This window comes from Variovorax sp. GW821-FHT09D07, from assembly GCF_059416345.1.
In genome coordinates, this window is the sequence record NZ_JBWKOY010000001.1 from 1,287,080 (window position 1) to 1,302,163 (window position 15,084).

Genomic DNA, 15,084 nt, shown 5'->3' on the forward strand with positions numbered 1-15,084 from the left:
GTTACTGCAGGGTTTCTTTCAGCGCCGCCGGAATCGGCAGCGCCATCACCGGAATGCCTTCGTCGAGCAGCGCCTCGGTCTGCTCTGGCGTGGCCTGGCCGCGGATGCCGCGCTCGGCGGTTTCGCCGTAGTGCATCTTGCGCGCCTCGTCGGCAAAGCGGTCGCCGACGTCTTCGGTCTTGGCCAGCACTTCGCGCACGGCGCGCATCCAGCGGGCTTCAGGTGAAGTCGCGCTTGCGGATACTTGCGTGGAAGGCGTTGCGGGTGCCGCCGGCGCGCGGGCCGCGTCGCCGCGCCCTTCTTCCTTCGGCGCCTTGGCGTTGCTCAGGTTCAGGCGGGGCGCGCTCAGCAGCTTGACGATGGCGGTGTCGCCGCAGACCGGGCACTCGACGAGGCCGCTGGCGAGCTGGCTGTCGAACGCTTCATTGGACGCAAACCAGCCCTCGAAGCCGTGGCCGTGCGTGCAGCGGAGATCGAGGACCTTCATGCGCGGATTATCCCGCGCCGCCTTGCGAGGCTGCGGCCTGCCAATCCAGTGCCCATGCGCCCGACAGGACGTTCTGCAGCCACAGGGCGCAGGTGAGCGTCTTCGCGTCGGTCACGGTGCCGTCGCGGCACCAGCCGATGAGCTCCTGCGGCGTGGCGGTGAACACGTCGAGAAACTCGCCGTGATCGAGCTGGCGCTCGCCCAGCGAGAGGCCGCGTGCGAAGTAGATGTGGATGATTTCGGTCGAGTACGCCACCGCCAGGTGCGTGGCGCCCGCATGCGCCCATTCGCGCGCGGAGTAGCCGGTTTCCTCGAGCAGTTCGCGCTGACCGCACAGCAGCGGATCTTCGCCAGCGTCGAGCTTGCCCGCGGGAAACTCCACGATCACGCGGTCCACCGGGTAGCGGAACTGGCGCTCCAGCACCACGCGACCGTCGTCGAGCAGCGGAATCACCACCACCGCACCGGGGTGCACCACGTACTCGCGCGTGGCATTGTGGCCGTCGGGCAGGCGGATGGTGTCGCGCTTGGCGTGCAGGAACTTGCCCTTGAAGAGCTCTTCGCTGCTGACGAGCGCTTCCTTCAGATGCGAATCGGGGGCGGGAGAAGTCATGTCGGTCAGTGCCTGTGCTTCATCAGGTAGCGCCAGGTGAACCCGGGGAAGGCCAGCACGACGAACAGCGAGGCCGTCACCGCGTAGAACTCCCAGCCCTGGGCGGCGATCTGCCCTGCCCTGCGCTCGAACAGCAGGCCGATGCCGCCAGCAATGAAGTACAGCACCACCAGTTCGCCGAAGCGGATGGCGAGCGACTTGTGCGCGGTCGACAGGGGCACCGCCCCGAACAGACGCTCATTCAGGAACGGCAGGTTGGCGGCCACCAGGGCCACCAGCAGCACCACCCAGACCGACGCGGTTTGCGACACCTGTGCGGGCCGCGTCAGTGGGCCAGCGTGGCCGCGATGGCGTCGTAGCACAGCGTCATCAGACCGCCGGGCAGGACACCAAGAATCAGGATCAGCGCGCCGTTGATCGTGAGCACGGTGCGCACGTCGAACGAGGCCGACACGGTGGTCGCCGTGACGGGCGCGTCGAAGTACATGACCTTGACCACGCGCAGGTAGTAGAACGCGCCGATCAGCGAGGTGATCACGGCGAACACCGCCAGGCCGATGTAGATGGCGGCGCCCGAGGCGATCAGCGCCTGCAGCACGGCCAGCTTGGCGTAGAAGCCAACGAGTGGCGGCAGGCCGGCCAGCGAGAACATCGCGATGGCCATCACGCCGGCGTACAGCGGGCTGCGCTGGTTCAGGCCGGCCAGGTCGGTGATCTCTTCGCTTTCGAAGCCTTCGCGCGCCAGCAGCAGGATGATGCCGAAGCTCGCCAGCGTGGTCAGCACGTAGGTCACGACGTAGAACATCGCGGCGCTGTAGGCGGCCTGCGCGTTCTGCGTGCCCTGCAGGTCGGAACCCGCCACCAGGCCCAGCAGCATGAAGCCCATCTGCGCGATGGTCGAGTAGGCCAGCATGCGCTTGAGGTTGCTCTGCGCGATGGCGGCCAGGTTGCCGATCACGAGTGACGCCACCGCCAGCACGGCGAGCATCTGCTGCCAGTCGATGGCCAGCGGCTGCAGGCCGTCGACCAGGAGACGGATGATGATGCCGAAGGCAGCCAGCTCTGGCGCGGCACCGATCAGCAGCGTGATCGCCGTCGGCGCGCCCTGGTAGACGTCGGGCACCCACATGTGGAACGGAGCGGCACCGACCTTGAACGCCAGGCCGGCCACGATGAAGACCAGACCGAATACCAGCACCTGGTGGTTCACCTTGCCGGTCGAGATCGCCTTGAACACTTCGTTCAGGTCGAGCGAGCCGGTGGCGCCGTACATCATCGACAGGCCGTACAGCAGGAAGCCGCTGGCCATGGCGCCGAGCACGAAGTACTTCATGGCGGCTTCGCTGGCCACCGCGTTGTCGCGGCGCAGCGCCACGAGCGCGTAGCTCGACAGCGTGAGCAATTCCAGGCCGAGGTAGATCAGCAGGAAGTTGCTGCCGCCGATCATCACGAACATGCCCAGCAGGGCCAGCATGCTGATCGTGAACATCTCGCCGCCACGCAGCATCTCGCGGTCGGCCGCGTAGGGACGGCCGTAGACCAGCGTCACCATCAGGGCCAGCGAGGCGAAGCACTTGAGCCAGTTGCCCATCGTGTCGCTCACCACCATGCCGCCGAAGCCGTAGGAGGTCTTGCCGCCGACAGCGGCCAGGCCGGTCAGCACGGCCACCGCCGCCAGCGTGAGCAGCGTCAGGATGTAGGTGCGGGTGCGGCGCGGGCTCGTGTCCGACAGGTCGACCAGCGCAATGATGCAGGCCATGACCAGCAACACGATTTCGGGGTAGATCGTCACCCAGCTGAGTTTGTCAATCATCTCGTTCTCTTCTTCAGCGTGGCATCAGACGGGCAGCTTCGAAATCGCCACATGGCGCAGAAGCTCGACGACGGAGGCATCCATCGCGTCGGTGAAAGGCTTCGGATACAGGCCCATCCACAGCACGGCGATTGCCAGCAGCGAGAGCATCAGGAATTCGCGGGCGTTGATGTCCTTCAGTTCCTTGACGTGGTCGTTGCCGACCGGGCCCAGGTACACGCGCTTGTACATCCACAGGGTGTAGGCAGCGCCGAAGATCAGTGCGGTGGCGGCCCCCAGGCCGACCCAGAAGTTGGCCTTCACGGCGCCCAGGATCACCATCCATTCGCCCACGAAACCGGCGGTGCCCGGCAGGCCGCAGTTGGCCATGGCGAACAGCAGCGCGAACGCGGCGAACTTGGGCATGGTGTTGACCACGCCGCCGTAGTCGGCGATCTGGCGCGAGTGCACGCGGTCGTACAGCACGCCGATGCCCAGGAACATGGCGCCCGACACGAAGCCGTGGGCAATCATCTGCACGATGCCGCCGGACACGCCGAGCTCGTTGAAGATGAAGAAGCCCAGCGTCACGAAGCCCATGTGGGCGACCGACGAGTACGCCACCAGCTTCTTCATGTCCTGCTGCACCAGCGCAACCAGGCCCACGTAGATCACGGCGATGAGCGACAGCGCGATCATGAGCCAGGCCCATTCGTGCGAAGCGTCAGGCGCGATGGGCATCGAGAAGCGCAGGAAACCGTAGGCACCCAGCTTCAGCATGATCGCGGCCAGCACGGCCGAACCGCCCGTGGGGGCCTCGACGTGCACGTCGGGCAGCCAGGTGTGGACCGGCCACATCGGCACCTTGACGGCGAAGGCCGCGAAGAAGGCAAAGAACAGGAAGGTCTGCGCGGTCGAACCCAGCGGCAGCTTGTGCCAGCTCAGGATGTCGAAGCTGCCGCCCGACTTGTTGTACAGGAAGATCAGCGCGACCAGCATCAGCAGCGAGCCGAGCAGCGTGTACAGGAAGAACTTGAACGCCGCGTAGATCTTGTTCGGGCCGCCCCAGATGCCGATGATCAGATACATCGGGATCAGCGTGGCTTCGAAGAACACGTAGAACAGGATGCCGTCGAGCGCCGAGAACACGCCGATCATGAAACCCGACAGGATCAGGAACGCGCCCATGTACTGGTTCACGCGCTCGGTGATCACTTCCCAGGCCGAGATCACGACCACGACCGTGATGAACGAGGTCAGCAGCACCAGCCACAGCGACATGCCGTCGATGCCCAGGTGGTAGTTGACGTTGAAGCGCGAGATCCAGCTCGTCTTCTCGACGAACTGCATCGCGGCGGTTCCGTTCTGGAAGCGCGTGAACAGCGGCACCGTGACCAGGAAGCTCACGATGGCACCGACGAGCGCGACCCAGCGCACGCCCTTGGCGTGCTCGTCGCGGCCAAACGCCAGCAGCACGGCGCCGAATGCGATCGGCACCCAGATGGCAAGGCTCAACAAACCCATTTTTCTTTTTCTCCAGCGTTCGGGCTCAACGTTTGAACCAGACGAAGTACGTCATCAGGATGAAGATGCCCAGCAGCATCGCGAAGGCGTAGTGGTAGATGAAGCCCGACTGCAGCCAGCGCACGACGCCGGCCACGCGACCCACCACCTTCCAGGAACCGTTGACGAGCGCGCCGTCGATCAGCGCCTGGTCGCCGCCCTTCCACAGGCCCGTGCCGAGCAGGCGCGCACCGCGGGCGAGGATGTTCTCGTTGATCCAGTCGAGGTAGTACTTGTTCTCGAGCAGGTTGTAGATCGGGCTGAAGGCGCGCTTGATGGCCGCCGGCAGTGCCGGGTTCATCATGTACATGTAGTACGACAGCGCCACGCCAGCCAGTGCCAGCCAGAACGGTGCGGTCTGCAGGCCGTGGATCGCCATGGCGACCGGGCCGTGGAAGGCTTCCTTCAGTTCGCCCATCGCGTGGTGCTTGGCACCGTCGACGAAGATCGCGTCCTTGAAGAAGCTGCCGAACAGCATCGGGTCGATGGTCATGAAGCCGATCACCACCGAGGGGATCGCCAGCAGCACCAGCGGCAGCCAGACCACCATCGGCGATTCGTGCGGCTTGTGGGCGTCGTGGCCATGGCCGTGGTCGTCGTGTCCGTGCGCGTCGTGCGCATGGTCGTCGTGGTGTGCGTCCGGGTTCTGGTCGTAGCGTTCCTTGCCGTGGAAGACCAGGAAGTACATGCGGAACGAGTAGAACGCCGTCACGAACACGCCGGCCAGCACCGCGTAGTAGGCGAACTGCGCGCCCCACAGGTGGCTTTCGTGCACGGCCTCAATGATGCTGTCCTTCGAGTAGAAGCCCGAGAAGAACGGCGTGCCGATGAGGGCGAGCGAACCCAGCAGCGAGGTGATCCAGGTGATGGGCATGTACTTGCGCACGCCGCCCATCCAGCGGATGTCCTGGTTGTGGTGCATGCCGATGATCACCGAGCCCGCGCCGAGGAACAGCAGCGCCTTGAAGAAGGCGTGCGTCATCAGGTGGAACACCGCGACCGAGTAGGCCGAGGCACCGAGCGCCACCGTCATGTAGCCCAGCTGCGACAGCGTCGAGTACGCGACCACGCGCTTGATGTCGTTCTGGATGATGCCCAGGAAGCCCATGAACAGCGCGGTGATGGCGCCGATCACGAGGATGAAGCTCAGGGCCGTGTCGCTCAGCTCGAACAGCGGCGACATGCGCGCCACCATGAAGATGCCGGCCGTCACCATGGTCGCCGCGTGGATCAGCGCCGAGATGGGGGTCGGGCCTTCCATCGAGTCGGGCAGCCACACGTGCAGCGGGAACTGGGCGCTCTTGCCCATCGCGCCGATGAACAGGCAGATGCAGATCACCGTGATGAGCATCCACTCGGTGCCCGGGAAGGTGATGCCGGCCAACGTGTGCGCCTTGGCGAAGGCTTCGCCGTAGTTCAGCGTGCCGGCGTAGGCGGCGATCAGGCCGATGCCCAGGATGAAGCCGAAGTCACCCACGCGGTTGACCAGGAAGGCCTTCATGTTCGCGAAGATGGCCGTGGGCTTGTTGAACCAGAAGCCGATCAGCAGGTACGACACCAGGCCCACCGCCTCCCAGCCGAAGAACAGCTGGAGCATGTTGTTGCTCATGACGAGCATCAGCATCGAGAAGGTAAAGAGCGAGATGTACGAGAAGAAGCGGTTGTAGCCGTCGTCTTCTTCCATGTAGCCGATGGTGTAGATGTGCACCATCAGCGACACGAAGGTCACCACGCACATCATCATGGCTGTGAGGCCGTCGACCAGGAAGCCGACTTCCATCTTCAGGCCGCCGACGATCATCCATTCGTAGATGGTCTGGTTGAAGCGGGCGCCGTCGACGATGACCGACTTCAGCGTCATCGCCGAGATCACGAAGGCGACGAACACGCCCAGGATGGTCAGCGAATGCGTGACCTTGCGGCCGATGTGGTTGCCGCCGAACTTCGTGCCGAACAGGCCGGCAAGTGCGGCGCCGACCAGGGGTGCCAGCGGCACGGCCAGCAAGGTGGATGCGGAAAGGGTTGCGCTCATACTGCTGTCAACCCTTGAGCGAGTTGAGTTCGTCGACGTTGATGTTGGACTTGTTGCGGAACAACAGGACCAGCAGCGCCAGGCCGATGGCCGATTCGGCCGCCGCCACCGTCAGGATGAAGAACACGAAGATCTGGCCGTGCATGTCACCCAGGTAGTGCGAGAAGGCCACGAAGTTCATGTTGACCGCCAGCAGCATCAGTTCGATGGCCATCAGCAGCACGATCAGGTTCTTGCGGTTCAGGAAGATGCCGATCACCGACAGCGCGAAGAGCATCGCGCCGAGCGAGAGAAAGTGTCCGAGCGTGAGCGTCATGCCTTGTTTTCCTTTGCAGCGGCATCCGCTGCCGGGGCCTCAACCACCGGCTCGGCCGCGCGCGTGACGGGCATCTGCACGATGCGCACGCGGTCGCGCGCCTTCACGCGCACCTGGTCCGACGGGTTGACGTACTTGCTGTCCTTGCGGGTGCGCAGCGTCAGTGCGATGGCGGCAATGATGGCCACCAGCAGGATGACCGCGGCGATTTCCAGCGGATAGAGGTATTCGGAATACAGCAGCTTGCCCAGCTCGAGCGTGTTCGAACTGTTGGGCGAGGTCGTCGCCATGGCGCGCGGGCCTTCGCCCAGGCGGAAGCCGCCCATGAGCACGGCGGCCATTTCGAGCGCGATGAGCGCGCCGATGCCGGCGGCCAGCGGGAAGTGCTTCCAGAAGCCCTCTCGCAGGCCGTCGACGTCGATGTCCAGCATCATCACGACGAACAGGAACAGCACCATCACGGCACCGACGTACACCAGCACGAGCGAGATCGCCAGGAACTCGGCGCGCAGCAGCAGCCAGATGGCCGAGGCCTGGAAGAAAGCCAGCACTAGGTACAGCGCGGCGTACACGGGGTTGCGGGAGGTGATGACGCGGAAGGCTGCAAACAGCAGCACCGCGGCAAACAGATAGAACAGACCGGTCTTGACGTCCATTGGAATTCGATTGGTACGGGTTTCGAGCGGAGCCGGCTCAGCGGTACTTGGCGTCGGCCGCCTTGTTCGCCGCGATTTCTTTTTCGTAGCGGTCGCCCACGGCCAGCAGCATGTCCTTGGTGAAGTACAGGTCGCCGCGCTTTTCGCCGTGGTATTCGAAGATGTGCGTCTCGACGATCGAGTCGACCGGGCAGCTCTCTTCGCAGAAGCCGCAGAAGATGCACTTGGTCAGGTCGATGTCGTAGCGCGTGGTGCGGCGCGAGCCGTCGTCACGCACGTCGGATTCGATGGTGATCGCCAGCGCGGGGCACACGGCCTCGCACAGCTTGCAGGCGATGCAGCGCTCTTCGCCGTTCTCGTAGCGGCGCAGCGCGTGCAGGCCGCGAAAGCGCGGCGACAGCGGCGTCTTCTCTTCGGGGAACTGGACGGTGATCTTGCGCGCGAAGGCGTACTTGCCCGTGATGGCCAGGCCCTTGAACAGTTCGAACAGCATGAAGCTGCCCAGGAAGTCCTTGAGCGAGAACGGTGCGGAGGCCAGCTTGGAGGTGCGTCCGAGCCCTCCGGCGGTGTGTGAAGCAGTCATGATGTCGTCGCTTCCTGCTTATTTCCAGATGTTGAACGGCGTCTGCATCCAGCCACCGACCACGACCAGCCACACCAGGGTGACGGGAATGAAGATCTTCCAGCCCAGACGCATGATCTGGTCGTAGCGGAAGCGCGGGAACGTCGAGCGCACCCACAGGAACATGGTGACCACGCAGAAGGTCTTCAGGCCCAGCCAGATCCAGCCCGGAATGAAGCTCAGGAACTCGAACGGCGGCAGCCATCCACCGAGGAACAGCACCACGGTCAGGATCGAGACGAGCCACATGTTGGCGTACTCGGCCAGGAAGAACATCGCGAAGCTCATGCCCGAGTACTCGATCATGTGGCCGGCCACGATTTCGGATTCGCCTTCCACCACGTCGAACGGGTGGCGGTTGGTTTCGGCCAGGCCCGAGATGAAGTACACGACGAAGATCGGCAGCAGCGGCAGCCAGTTCCACGACAGGAAGCCAATGCCCATGTCTTGGAACATGCCCTTGCCCTGCACCGTCACGATGTCGGACATGTTCAGGCTGCCCGTGACCATCAGCACCACGACGAAGCAGAAGCCCATCGCGATTTCGTAGCTCACCATCTGCGCCGAGGCGCGCAGCGCACCCAGGAAGGCGTACTTCGAGTTCGAGGCCCAGCCGGCGATGATCACGCCGTACACCTCGAGCGAGGTGATGGCCATCACGAACAGCAGGCCGGCGTTGATGTTGGCCAACGCCACGTCGGGGCCGAAGGGAATCACGGCCCATGCGGCCAGCGCCGGCATGATGGTCATGATGGGACCGAGCAGGAACAGGCCCTTGTTGGCGACCGTCGGAAGGATGATTTCCTTGGTCATCAGCTTGAGCGCGTCGGCGATCGGCTGCAGCAGGCCCAGCGGCCCGATGCGGTTCGGGCCCACGCGGATCTGCGTGAAGCCGATGGCCTTGCGCTCCCACAGCGTGAGGTACGCCACAGCCAACATCAGCGGGATCACGACGACGATGATCTTGATCAGCGTCCAGACCACGGGCCAGACGACGGACGTCCACCAGCCTGCGGCGACCAGCCCCTGGCCGAAGCCATGAATTGCGTCGATCATGCCAGGGCCTCCTCGGCACGAGCGGGTGCGGCCTGTGCGCTGTGGCGCGCGTCGGCGGTCAGCTGCAGCGACGGTGCGCGGCGCACGATCGAGTCGAGCTGGTAGATGCTCGCGACCACGGGTGCGGCCACGGCGCCGCTGGCCGCGACGGCCTTGGCGGAGGTGGCGTTGCTCAGCGCGTTCGCCGGCACGGTGCCCTTGTCACCGACGGTGGCCAGCACCTCGGCGGTCGATTCGAAGGCGAAGCCCGGCAGGCCGAGCAGGTTCGCCAGCACGCGCAGCACCTTCCAGGCCGGACGCGTTTCGCCTTGCGGCTTCACGACGGCATGGAAACCCTGCAGGCGGCCTTCGGCATTGACGAAGGTGCCGGGCGTTTCGGTGAACGGGGCGATGGGCAGCAGCACGTCGCTGAACTCGAGGTTGGCCTTGAAGGGGCTCAGCGTGACCACCATCTGCGCATTGCCGATGACATCGGCGGCGGCAGCACCGGCGGCCGAGTCGAACACCGGTTCGGTGTTCAGCAGCAGCACGGCCTTGAGGCCGGAGCCGGCGGCGAGCATGCGGCCGGCATCGAGGCCGCCGTTCTGCGGGAAGGCGCCGACGAGCTGTGCGCCCACGGTGTTGCCCGCTTCGGTCAGGTAGCCGACGGTGGCGCCGGTCTGTGCGCCGATCCAGTTCGCGAGGGCCAGCAGGCTGCTGGCTTGCGCGTGGTGCGCGGCGGCATTGCCGAGCAGGATCGCCTTGCGTTCGCCGCTCAGCAGCGAGGCTGCGATGGCTTGCGCGACGGCGTCGGGTGCGTTCTTCGGTGCCAGCGGTGCGGCGGCGCCGTTGGTCTGGGCGATGGCAGCGGCCACGGCGGCCAGCGCCTCGACCCACTGGTCGGCTTCGACGATGGCCGCTTGCGCCACGTCGATGGCCCAGGCACCGCGGTCGGCCATGAGGCTGGACGAGGTGATCACCGACAGCGCGGCGCCCTTGCGCACGGCCTGGCGGATGCGCTGCGCAAACAGCGGGTGTTCCTTGCGGAGGTTCGAACCGACGACCAGCGCGCGCTGCACTTGCGTGAGCGAAGCGATCGAAGTGCCGAGCCAACGCACGCCTTCGAAGGCCGTGAATTCGGCATTGCGCAGGCGGTAGTCGATGTTGTCGCTGCCGAGTTCACGCGTGAGCATGGCGGCGAGTTGCAGCTCTTCGAGCGTGCTGTGCGGGCTGACCAGCGTGCCGATGCTTTGCGCACCGTGGTCGGTCTTGATCTGCTTGAGGCCGTTGGCGACGTACTCGAGCGCCGTCTGCCAGTCGACCTGCTGCCATTGGCCGCCCTGCTTCAGCATGGGCTGCGTCAGACGTTCCGTGCCGTTGAGCGCTTCGTACGAGAAGCGGTCGCGGTCGGCGATCCAGCATTCGTTGACGTCTTCGTTCTCGAGCGGCACCACGCGCATCACGCGGTTGTTCTTGACCTGGACGATCAGGTTGGCACCGGTGGAATCGTGCGGGCTCACCGACTTGCGGCGCGACAACTCCCAGGTGCGGGCGCTGTAGCGGAACGGCTTGCTCGTGAGCGCGCCGACCGGGCAGATGTCGATCATGTTGCCCGACAGCTCGGAGTCGACCGAGTCGCCGAGGAAGGTTTCGATTTCGGAATGCTCGCCGCGGTGCGACATGCCCAGCTCCATCACGCCGGCCACTTCCTGGCCAAAACGGACGCAGCGCGTGCAGTGGATGCAGCGGCTCATCTCTTCCATGCTGATCAGCGGGCCGACGTCCTTGTGGAACACGACGCGCTTTTCTTCTTCGTAACGCGAAGAAGAGCCGCCGTAGCCCACGGCCAGGTCCTGCAGCTGGCATTCGCCGCCCTGGTCGCAGATGGGGCAATCCAGCGGGTGGTTGATCAGCAGGAACTCCATGACGGACTGCTGGGCCTTGATGGCCTTGTCGCTCTTGGTGCGAACGATCATGCCCTGCGTGACGGGCGTGGCGCAGGCCGGCATCGGCTTGGGCGCCTTTTCCACGTCGACCAGGCACATGCGGCAGTTGGCCGCGATGCTGAGTTTCTTGTGATAGCAGAAGTGCGGGATGTAGGTGCCCGCCTTTTCGGCCGCATGCATCACCATGCTGCCTTCGGTCACTTCGACCTTCTTGCCGTCGAGTTCGATTTCGATCATGTCTGTGTTTCTTCTCGCACTCAGGCCTTGACGGGCGCCGTCGGGACGTGACCCGGGATCAGGGCCTCGAACTCATGGCGGAAGTGCTTGATCATGGCGCGCACGGGCATGGCTGCCGCATCGCCGAGCGCACAGATGGTGCGGCCCATGATGTCGCCGGCCACGGAGTCCAGCAGCTGCATGTCGCTGGGCTTGCCCTGGCCGTTGTGGATGCGGTCCACCACCCGGTAGAGCCAACCCGTGCCTTCGCGGCAGGGGGTGCACTGGCCGCAGGACTCGTGCATGTAGAAGTACGAGAGGCGCTTGAGCGACTCGACCATCGACCGCGTGTCGTCCATGACGATCACGGCGCCCGAGCCCAGCATGGAGCCGGCCTTGGCGATGGAGTCGTAGTCCATGGTGCAGGCCATCATGATGTCGGCCGGCAGCACCGGCGACGACGAGCCGCCGGGGATCACGGCCTTGAGCGTGCGGCCCTTGCGCACGCCGCCGGCCAGCTCGAGCAGCTTGGAGAACGGCGTGCCCATCGGCACTTCGTAGTTGCCGGGCAATTCGACGTCACCGCTCACCGAGTAGATCTTGGTGCCACCGTTGTTCGGCTTGCCGCACTCGAGGTAGGCCTGGCCGCCGTTGCGGATGATCCAGGGCACCGCCGCGAAGGTCTCGGTGTTGTTGATGGTGGTCGGCTTGCCGTACAGGCCGAAGCTGGCTGGGAACGGCGGCTTGAAGCGCGGCTGGCCCTTCTTGCCTTCGAGCGATTCGAGCAGCGCGGTTTCTTCGCCGCAGATGTAGGCACCGAAGCCGTGGGCGGCGTGCAACTGGAAGTTGTACGTGCTGCCCATGATCTTGTCGCCGAGGTAGCCGGCAGCGCGCGCCTCTTCGAGGGCGGCCTCGAAGCGGTCGTAGCTCTGGAAGATCTCGCCGTGGATGTAGTTGTAGCCCACGCTGATGCCCATCGCATACGCGGCGATGGCCATGCCTTCGATCACGATGTGCGGGTTGAACTGCAGGATGTCGCGGTCCTTGCACGTGCCGGGCTCGCCTTCGTCCGAGTTGCAGACGAGGTACTTCTGGCCCGGGAACTGGCGGGGCATGAAGCTCCACTTCAGGCCGGTCGGGAAACCCGCACCGCCACGGCCGCGCAGGCCCGAGGCCTTCACTTCGGCGATCACCTGGTCGGGCGTGAGGCCCTCGGTGAGGATCTTGCGCAGCGCCTGGTAGCCGCCGCGCGCTTCGTAGTCGGCCAGGTGCCAGTTGGTGCCGTCCAGGCCTGCATAGATCTGAGCGCCGATGTGGCGGTCATGGAAGCAGGTCTGGACACCGGTGGCCTGGAATTGCGAGAGAACCTGTTCGGGCGTCATCACGAAGCCTCCCCTGGCTTGGCACTGCGCAAACCGTCGATGAGCTGGTCGAGCTTGTCGTTGCTCATGAAGCTGCACATGGTGCGGTCGTTGACCAGCATCACGGGCGAATCGGCGCAGGCGCCCAGGCATTCGCTCTGCTGCAGCGTGAACAGGCCGTCGGCCGTGGTCTCGCCCATCTTGATGCCCAGCTTCTTCTCGAGATGCACGAGCGCGGTGACGCCATCGCGCAGCTGGCACGGCAGGTTGGTGCACACGTTGAGCTTGAACTTGCCCACCGGATGCTGGTTGTACATGTTGTAGAAGGTCGTCACCTCGTGCACGGCGATGGGCGCCATGCCGAGGTAGGCGGCGATCTCGCGCTCGCGCTGCACGCTCACGAAGCCTTCGTCCTGCTGGACGATGGCCAGGCAGGCCATCACGGCCGACTGCTTGCCGGCTTCGGGGTACTTCGCGACCTCGCGCGCAAAGCGCTCGAGGATGGCAGCCTTCAACGGCGCCGAGGGCGCCGCGTCATGGTGATGGGTTGAGGAAGTCGTCATTCGCTCTTTCTCACCTGTCGATTTCGCCGAACACGATGTCCATCGTGCCGATCACCGCGACAGCGTCGGCGATCATGTGGCCGCGCGACATTTCGTCGAGGGCAGCGAGGTGCGGGAAGCCCGGGGCGCGGATCTTCAGGCGGTACGGCTTGTTGGCGCCGTCGCTCACGAGGTAGATGCCGAACTCGCCCTTGGGGTGCTCGACGGCGGCATACGCTTCGCCTTCGGGCACATGGAAGCCTTCGGTGAAGAGCTTGAAATGGTGGATCAGCTCCTCCATGTTCGCCTTCATCGATTCGCGCGCGGGCGCGGCGACCTTGTGGTTGCTGGTGATGACCGGACCCGGATTCACGCGCAGCCATGCCGAGCACTGCTGGATGATCTTGTTGGCCTGGCGCATTTCTTCCACGCGAACCAGGTAGCGGTCGTAGCAGTCGCCGGTCTTGCCCACGGGCACGTCGAACTGCATCTGGTCGTAGACGTCGTAGGGCTGCTTCTTGCGCAGGTCCCATTCGACGCCCGAGCCGCGCAGCATCGGGCCGGTGAAGCCCAGGTTCAGCGCGCGCTCCGGCGTGACCACGCCGATGCCCACGGTGCGCTGCTTCCAGATGCGGTTGTCGGTGAGCAGCGTCTCGTACTCGTCGACCATCTTCGGGAAGCGCTTGCAGAAGTCGTCGATGAAGTCCAGCAGCGAGCCCTGACGGTTCTCATTGAGCTTCTCGATGGCCTTCGCATTCTTGATCTTGCTGACCTTGTACTGCGGCATCGAATCCGGCAGGTCGCGGTAGACGCCACCCGGACGGAAGTACGCCGCGTGCATGCGCGCGCCGGACACGGCCTCGTACATGTCGAACAGGTCTTCACGCTCGCGGAAGCAGTAGATGAGCATGTTCATCGCGCCGCAATCGAGACCGTGCGCACCGAGCCACAGCAGGTGGTTCAGCAGGCGGGTGATCTCGGCGAACATCACGCGGATGTACTGCGCGCGGATCGGCACATCGAGGCCCATCATCCGCTCGATGGCGAGGCAGTAGGCGTGCTCGTTGGACATCATCGACACGTAGTCGAGGCGGTCCATGTAGGGCAGCGACTGGATGAAGGTGCGCGATTCGGCGAGCTTCTCGGTCGCACGGTGCAGCAGGCCGATGTGGGGGTCGGCACGCTGGATCACTTCGCCGTCCAGCTCGAGCACCAGGCGCAGCACGCCGTGTGCTGCGGGGTGCTGGGGACCGAAGTTGAGTGTGTAGTTCTTGATTTCGGCCATATCTGTCAGTGCAAACCGCCGCCGTAGTTGTCTTCGCGGATCACGCGCGGCGTGATTTCGCGCGGCTCGATCGAGACCGGCTGGTAGACCACGCGCTTCTGCTCTTCGTCGTAGCGCATTTCGACGTGACCCGACACCGGGAAGTCCTTGCGGAACGGGTGGCCGATGAAGCCGTAGTCGGTCAGGATGCGACGCAGGTCGTCGTGACCGTCGAACACGATGCCGTACAGGTCGAAGGCTTCGCGCTCGAACCACGTGGCAGCGCTCCAGACGGGCTGGAGCGAGTCGATCACGGGCAGGTCTTCGCTGGTCGCGAACACCTTCAGGCGCACGCGCTGGTTGAGGCTCACGGAGAGCAGGTGCGAGACGACGCCGTAGCGCTCGCCCTGCCACTCGCCTTCGCGGTAGTCGGAATAGTCCATGCCGCACAGGTCGATCAGCTGCTCGAAACGGCAGCCGGGCGCATCGCGCAACAGCAACGCCGCATCGATGTAGTCGGCGGCGCTGACCACGACGGTCACTTCTTCGAGCGCAACCGTCACGCTCTTGGCCTTGGCGCCGAGCGTCTCGGCAACAGTGGCGCGCAGCACCTCCGGCGAAATTGCAAAGTCAGTCATC

General features: G+C 64.8%; 15 protein-coding genes. All 15 read right to left on the reverse strand.

Features of this window, described 5'->3' with window-relative positions; genetic code table 11:
• Position 1 precedes the first annotated feature (1 nt).
• The 15 genes from AC07OX_RS05860 to AC07OX_RS05930 are packed head-to-tail and all read right to left on the reverse strand — an operon-like array spanning position 2 to position 15,083.
• Entirely contained in the window at positions 2-487 is a 486-nt protein-coding gene (locus AC07OX_RS05860; protein WP_095949073.1) for a DUF1178 family protein, read from the reverse strand.
• A gap of 7 nt (positions 488-494) precedes the next feature.
• Positions 495-1,100 carry an NUDIX domain-containing protein gene (locus AC07OX_RS05865; protein ID WP_062475370.1) on the reverse strand — a complete coding sequence of 202 codons (606 nt, stop codon included), beginning with the start codon at positions 1,098-1,100 and terminating at the stop codon, positions 495-497.
• Between the two features lie 5 nt (positions 1,101-1,105).
• On the reverse strand, positions 1,106-1,411 hold the full coding sequence (locus AC07OX_RS05870) for a DUF2818 family protein (protein ID WP_062475381.1): 306 nt from the start codon (positions 1,409-1,411) through the stop codon (positions 1,106-1,108).
• 14 nt (positions 1,412-1,425) lie between these two features.
• Positions 1,426-2,913, reverse strand: coding sequence for an NADH-quinone oxidoreductase subunit NuoN (gene nuoN, locus AC07OX_RS05875; protein WP_062475383.1), 1,488 nt, complete (start codon positions 2,911-2,913; stop codon positions 1,426-1,428).
• A gap of 24 nt (positions 2,914-2,937) precedes the next feature.
• Positions 2,938-4,416, reverse strand: coding sequence for an NADH-quinone oxidoreductase subunit M (locus AC07OX_RS05880; protein WP_062475386.1), 1,479 nt, complete (start codon positions 4,414-4,416; stop codon positions 2,938-2,940).
• A 25-nt stretch (positions 4,417-4,441) separates the two neighbouring features.
• The gene (nuoL, locus tag AC07OX_RS05885; RefSeq protein ID WP_070063108.1) at positions 4,442-6,487 is read right to left on the reverse strand and encodes an NADH-quinone oxidoreductase subunit L; all 2,046 of its coding nucleotides are present in this window, start codon (positions 6,485-6,487) and stop codon (positions 4,442-4,444) included.
• Between the two features lie 7 nt (positions 6,488-6,494).
• A complete protein-coding gene (nuoK, locus tag AC07OX_RS05890) occupies positions 6,495-6,803 on the reverse strand; it encodes an NADH-quinone oxidoreductase subunit NuoK (protein WP_007837741.1) in 309 nt (102 codons plus the stop codon).
• The gene (locus tag AC07OX_RS05895; protein ID WP_062475392.1) at positions 6,800-7,459 is read right to left on the reverse strand and encodes an NADH-quinone oxidoreductase subunit J; all 660 of its coding nucleotides are present in this window, start codon (positions 7,457-7,459) and stop codon (positions 6,800-6,802) included. Before AC07OX_RS05895 ends, nuoK begins: the two co-directional genes overlap by 4 nt.
• Positions 7,460-7,496: 37 nt before the next feature.
• A complete protein-coding gene (gene nuoI, locus AC07OX_RS05900) occupies positions 7,497-8,042 on the reverse strand; it encodes an NADH-quinone oxidoreductase subunit NuoI (RefSeq protein ID WP_062475395.1) in 546 nt (181 codons plus the stop codon).
• Positions 8,043-8,060: 18 nt separating this feature from the next.
• Entirely contained in the window at positions 8,061-9,137 is a 1,077-nt protein-coding gene (gene nuoH / locus AC07OX_RS05905) for an NADH-quinone oxidoreductase subunit NuoH (protein WP_095949076.1), read from the reverse strand.
• Positions 9,134-11,299, reverse strand: coding sequence for an NADH-quinone oxidoreductase subunit NuoG (gene nuoG, locus AC07OX_RS05910; RefSeq protein WP_495260228.1), 2,166 nt, complete (start codon positions 11,297-11,299; stop codon positions 9,134-9,136). The genes nuoH and nuoG overlap by 4 nt, the downstream gene beginning before the upstream one ends.
• Positions 11,300-11,319: 20 nt before the next feature.
• Complete coding sequence (gene nuoF / locus AC07OX_RS05915; RefSeq protein ID WP_070063112.1) at positions 11,320-12,660, reverse strand: NADH-quinone oxidoreductase subunit NuoF; 1,341 nt, start codon at positions 12,658-12,660, stop codon at positions 11,320-11,322.
• Positions 12,660-13,202 carry an NADH-quinone oxidoreductase subunit NuoE family protein gene (locus AC07OX_RS05920; RefSeq protein WP_062475406.1) on the reverse strand — a complete coding sequence of 181 codons (543 nt, stop codon included), beginning with the start codon at positions 13,200-13,202 and terminating at the stop codon, positions 12,660-12,662. The genes nuoF and AC07OX_RS05920 overlap by 1 nt, the downstream gene beginning before the upstream one ends.
• 10 nt (positions 13,203-13,212) lie before the next feature.
• Entirely contained in the window at positions 13,213-14,466 is a 1,254-nt protein-coding gene (locus AC07OX_RS05925) for an NADH-quinone oxidoreductase subunit D (RefSeq protein WP_062475408.1), read from the reverse strand.
• A gap of 5 nt (positions 14,467-14,471) precedes the next feature.
• On the reverse strand, positions 14,472-15,083 hold the full coding sequence (locus tag AC07OX_RS05930) for an NADH-quinone oxidoreductase subunit C (RefSeq protein WP_495260229.1): 612 nt from the start codon (positions 15,081-15,083) through the stop codon (positions 14,472-14,474).
• Between the last annotated feature and the right edge of the window lies 1 nt (position 15,084).

Bases quoted from the DNA above. Each gene is read 5' to 3' on its own strand.
- AC07OX_RS05860 (WP_095949073.1), bottom strand. From the start codon at position 487: ATGAAGGTCCTCGATCTCCGCTGCACGCACGGCCACGGCTTCGAGGGC.
- AC07OX_RS05865 (WP_062475370.1), bottom strand. From the start codon at position 1,100: ATGACTTCTCCCGCCCCCGATTCGCATCTGAAGGAAGCGCTCGTCAGC.
- nuoN (WP_062475383.1), bottom strand. From the start codon at position 2,913: ATGATTGACAAACTCAGCTGGGTGACGATCTACCCCGAAATCGTGTTG.
- AC07OX_RS05880 (WP_062475386.1), bottom strand. From the start codon at position 4,416: ATGGGTTTGTTGAGCCTTGCCATCTGGGTGCCGATCGCATTCGGCGCC.
- nuoL (WP_070063108.1), bottom strand. From the start codon at position 6,487: ATGAGCGCAACCCTTTCCGCATCCACCTTGCTGGCCGTGCCGCTGGCA.
- nuoK (WP_007837741.1), bottom strand. From the start codon at position 6,803: ATGACGCTCACGCTCGGACACTTTCTCTCGCTCGGCGCGATGCTCTTC.
- AC07OX_RS05895 (WP_062475392.1), bottom strand. From the start codon at position 7,459: ATGGACGTCAAGACCGGTCTGTTCTATCTGTTTGCCGCGGTGCTGCTG.
- nuoI (WP_062475395.1), bottom strand. From the start codon at position 8,042: ATGACTGCTTCACACACCGCCGGAGGGCTCGGACGCACCTCCAAGCTG.
- nuoH (WP_095949076.1), bottom strand. From the start codon at position 9,137: ATGATCGACGCAATTCATGGCTTCGGCCAGGGGCTGGTCGCCGCAGGC.
- nuoG (WP_495260228.1), bottom strand. From the start codon at position 11,299: ATGATCGAAATCGAACTCGACGGCAAGAAGGTCGAAGTGACCGAAGGC.
- nuoF (WP_070063112.1), bottom strand. From the start codon at position 12,660: ATGACGCCCGAACAGGTTCTCTCGCAATTCCAGGCCACCGGTGTCCAG.
- AC07OX_RS05920 (WP_062475406.1), bottom strand. From the start codon at position 13,202: ATGACGACTTCCTCAACCCATCACCATGACGCGGCGCCCTCGGCGCCG.
- AC07OX_RS05925 (WP_062475408.1), bottom strand. From the start codon at position 14,466: ATGGCCGAAATCAAGAACTACACACTCAACTTCGGTCCCCAGCACCCC.
- AC07OX_RS05930 (WP_495260229.1), bottom strand. From the start codon at position 15,083: ATGACTGACTTTGCAATTTCGCCGGAGGTGCTGCGCGCCACTGTTGCC.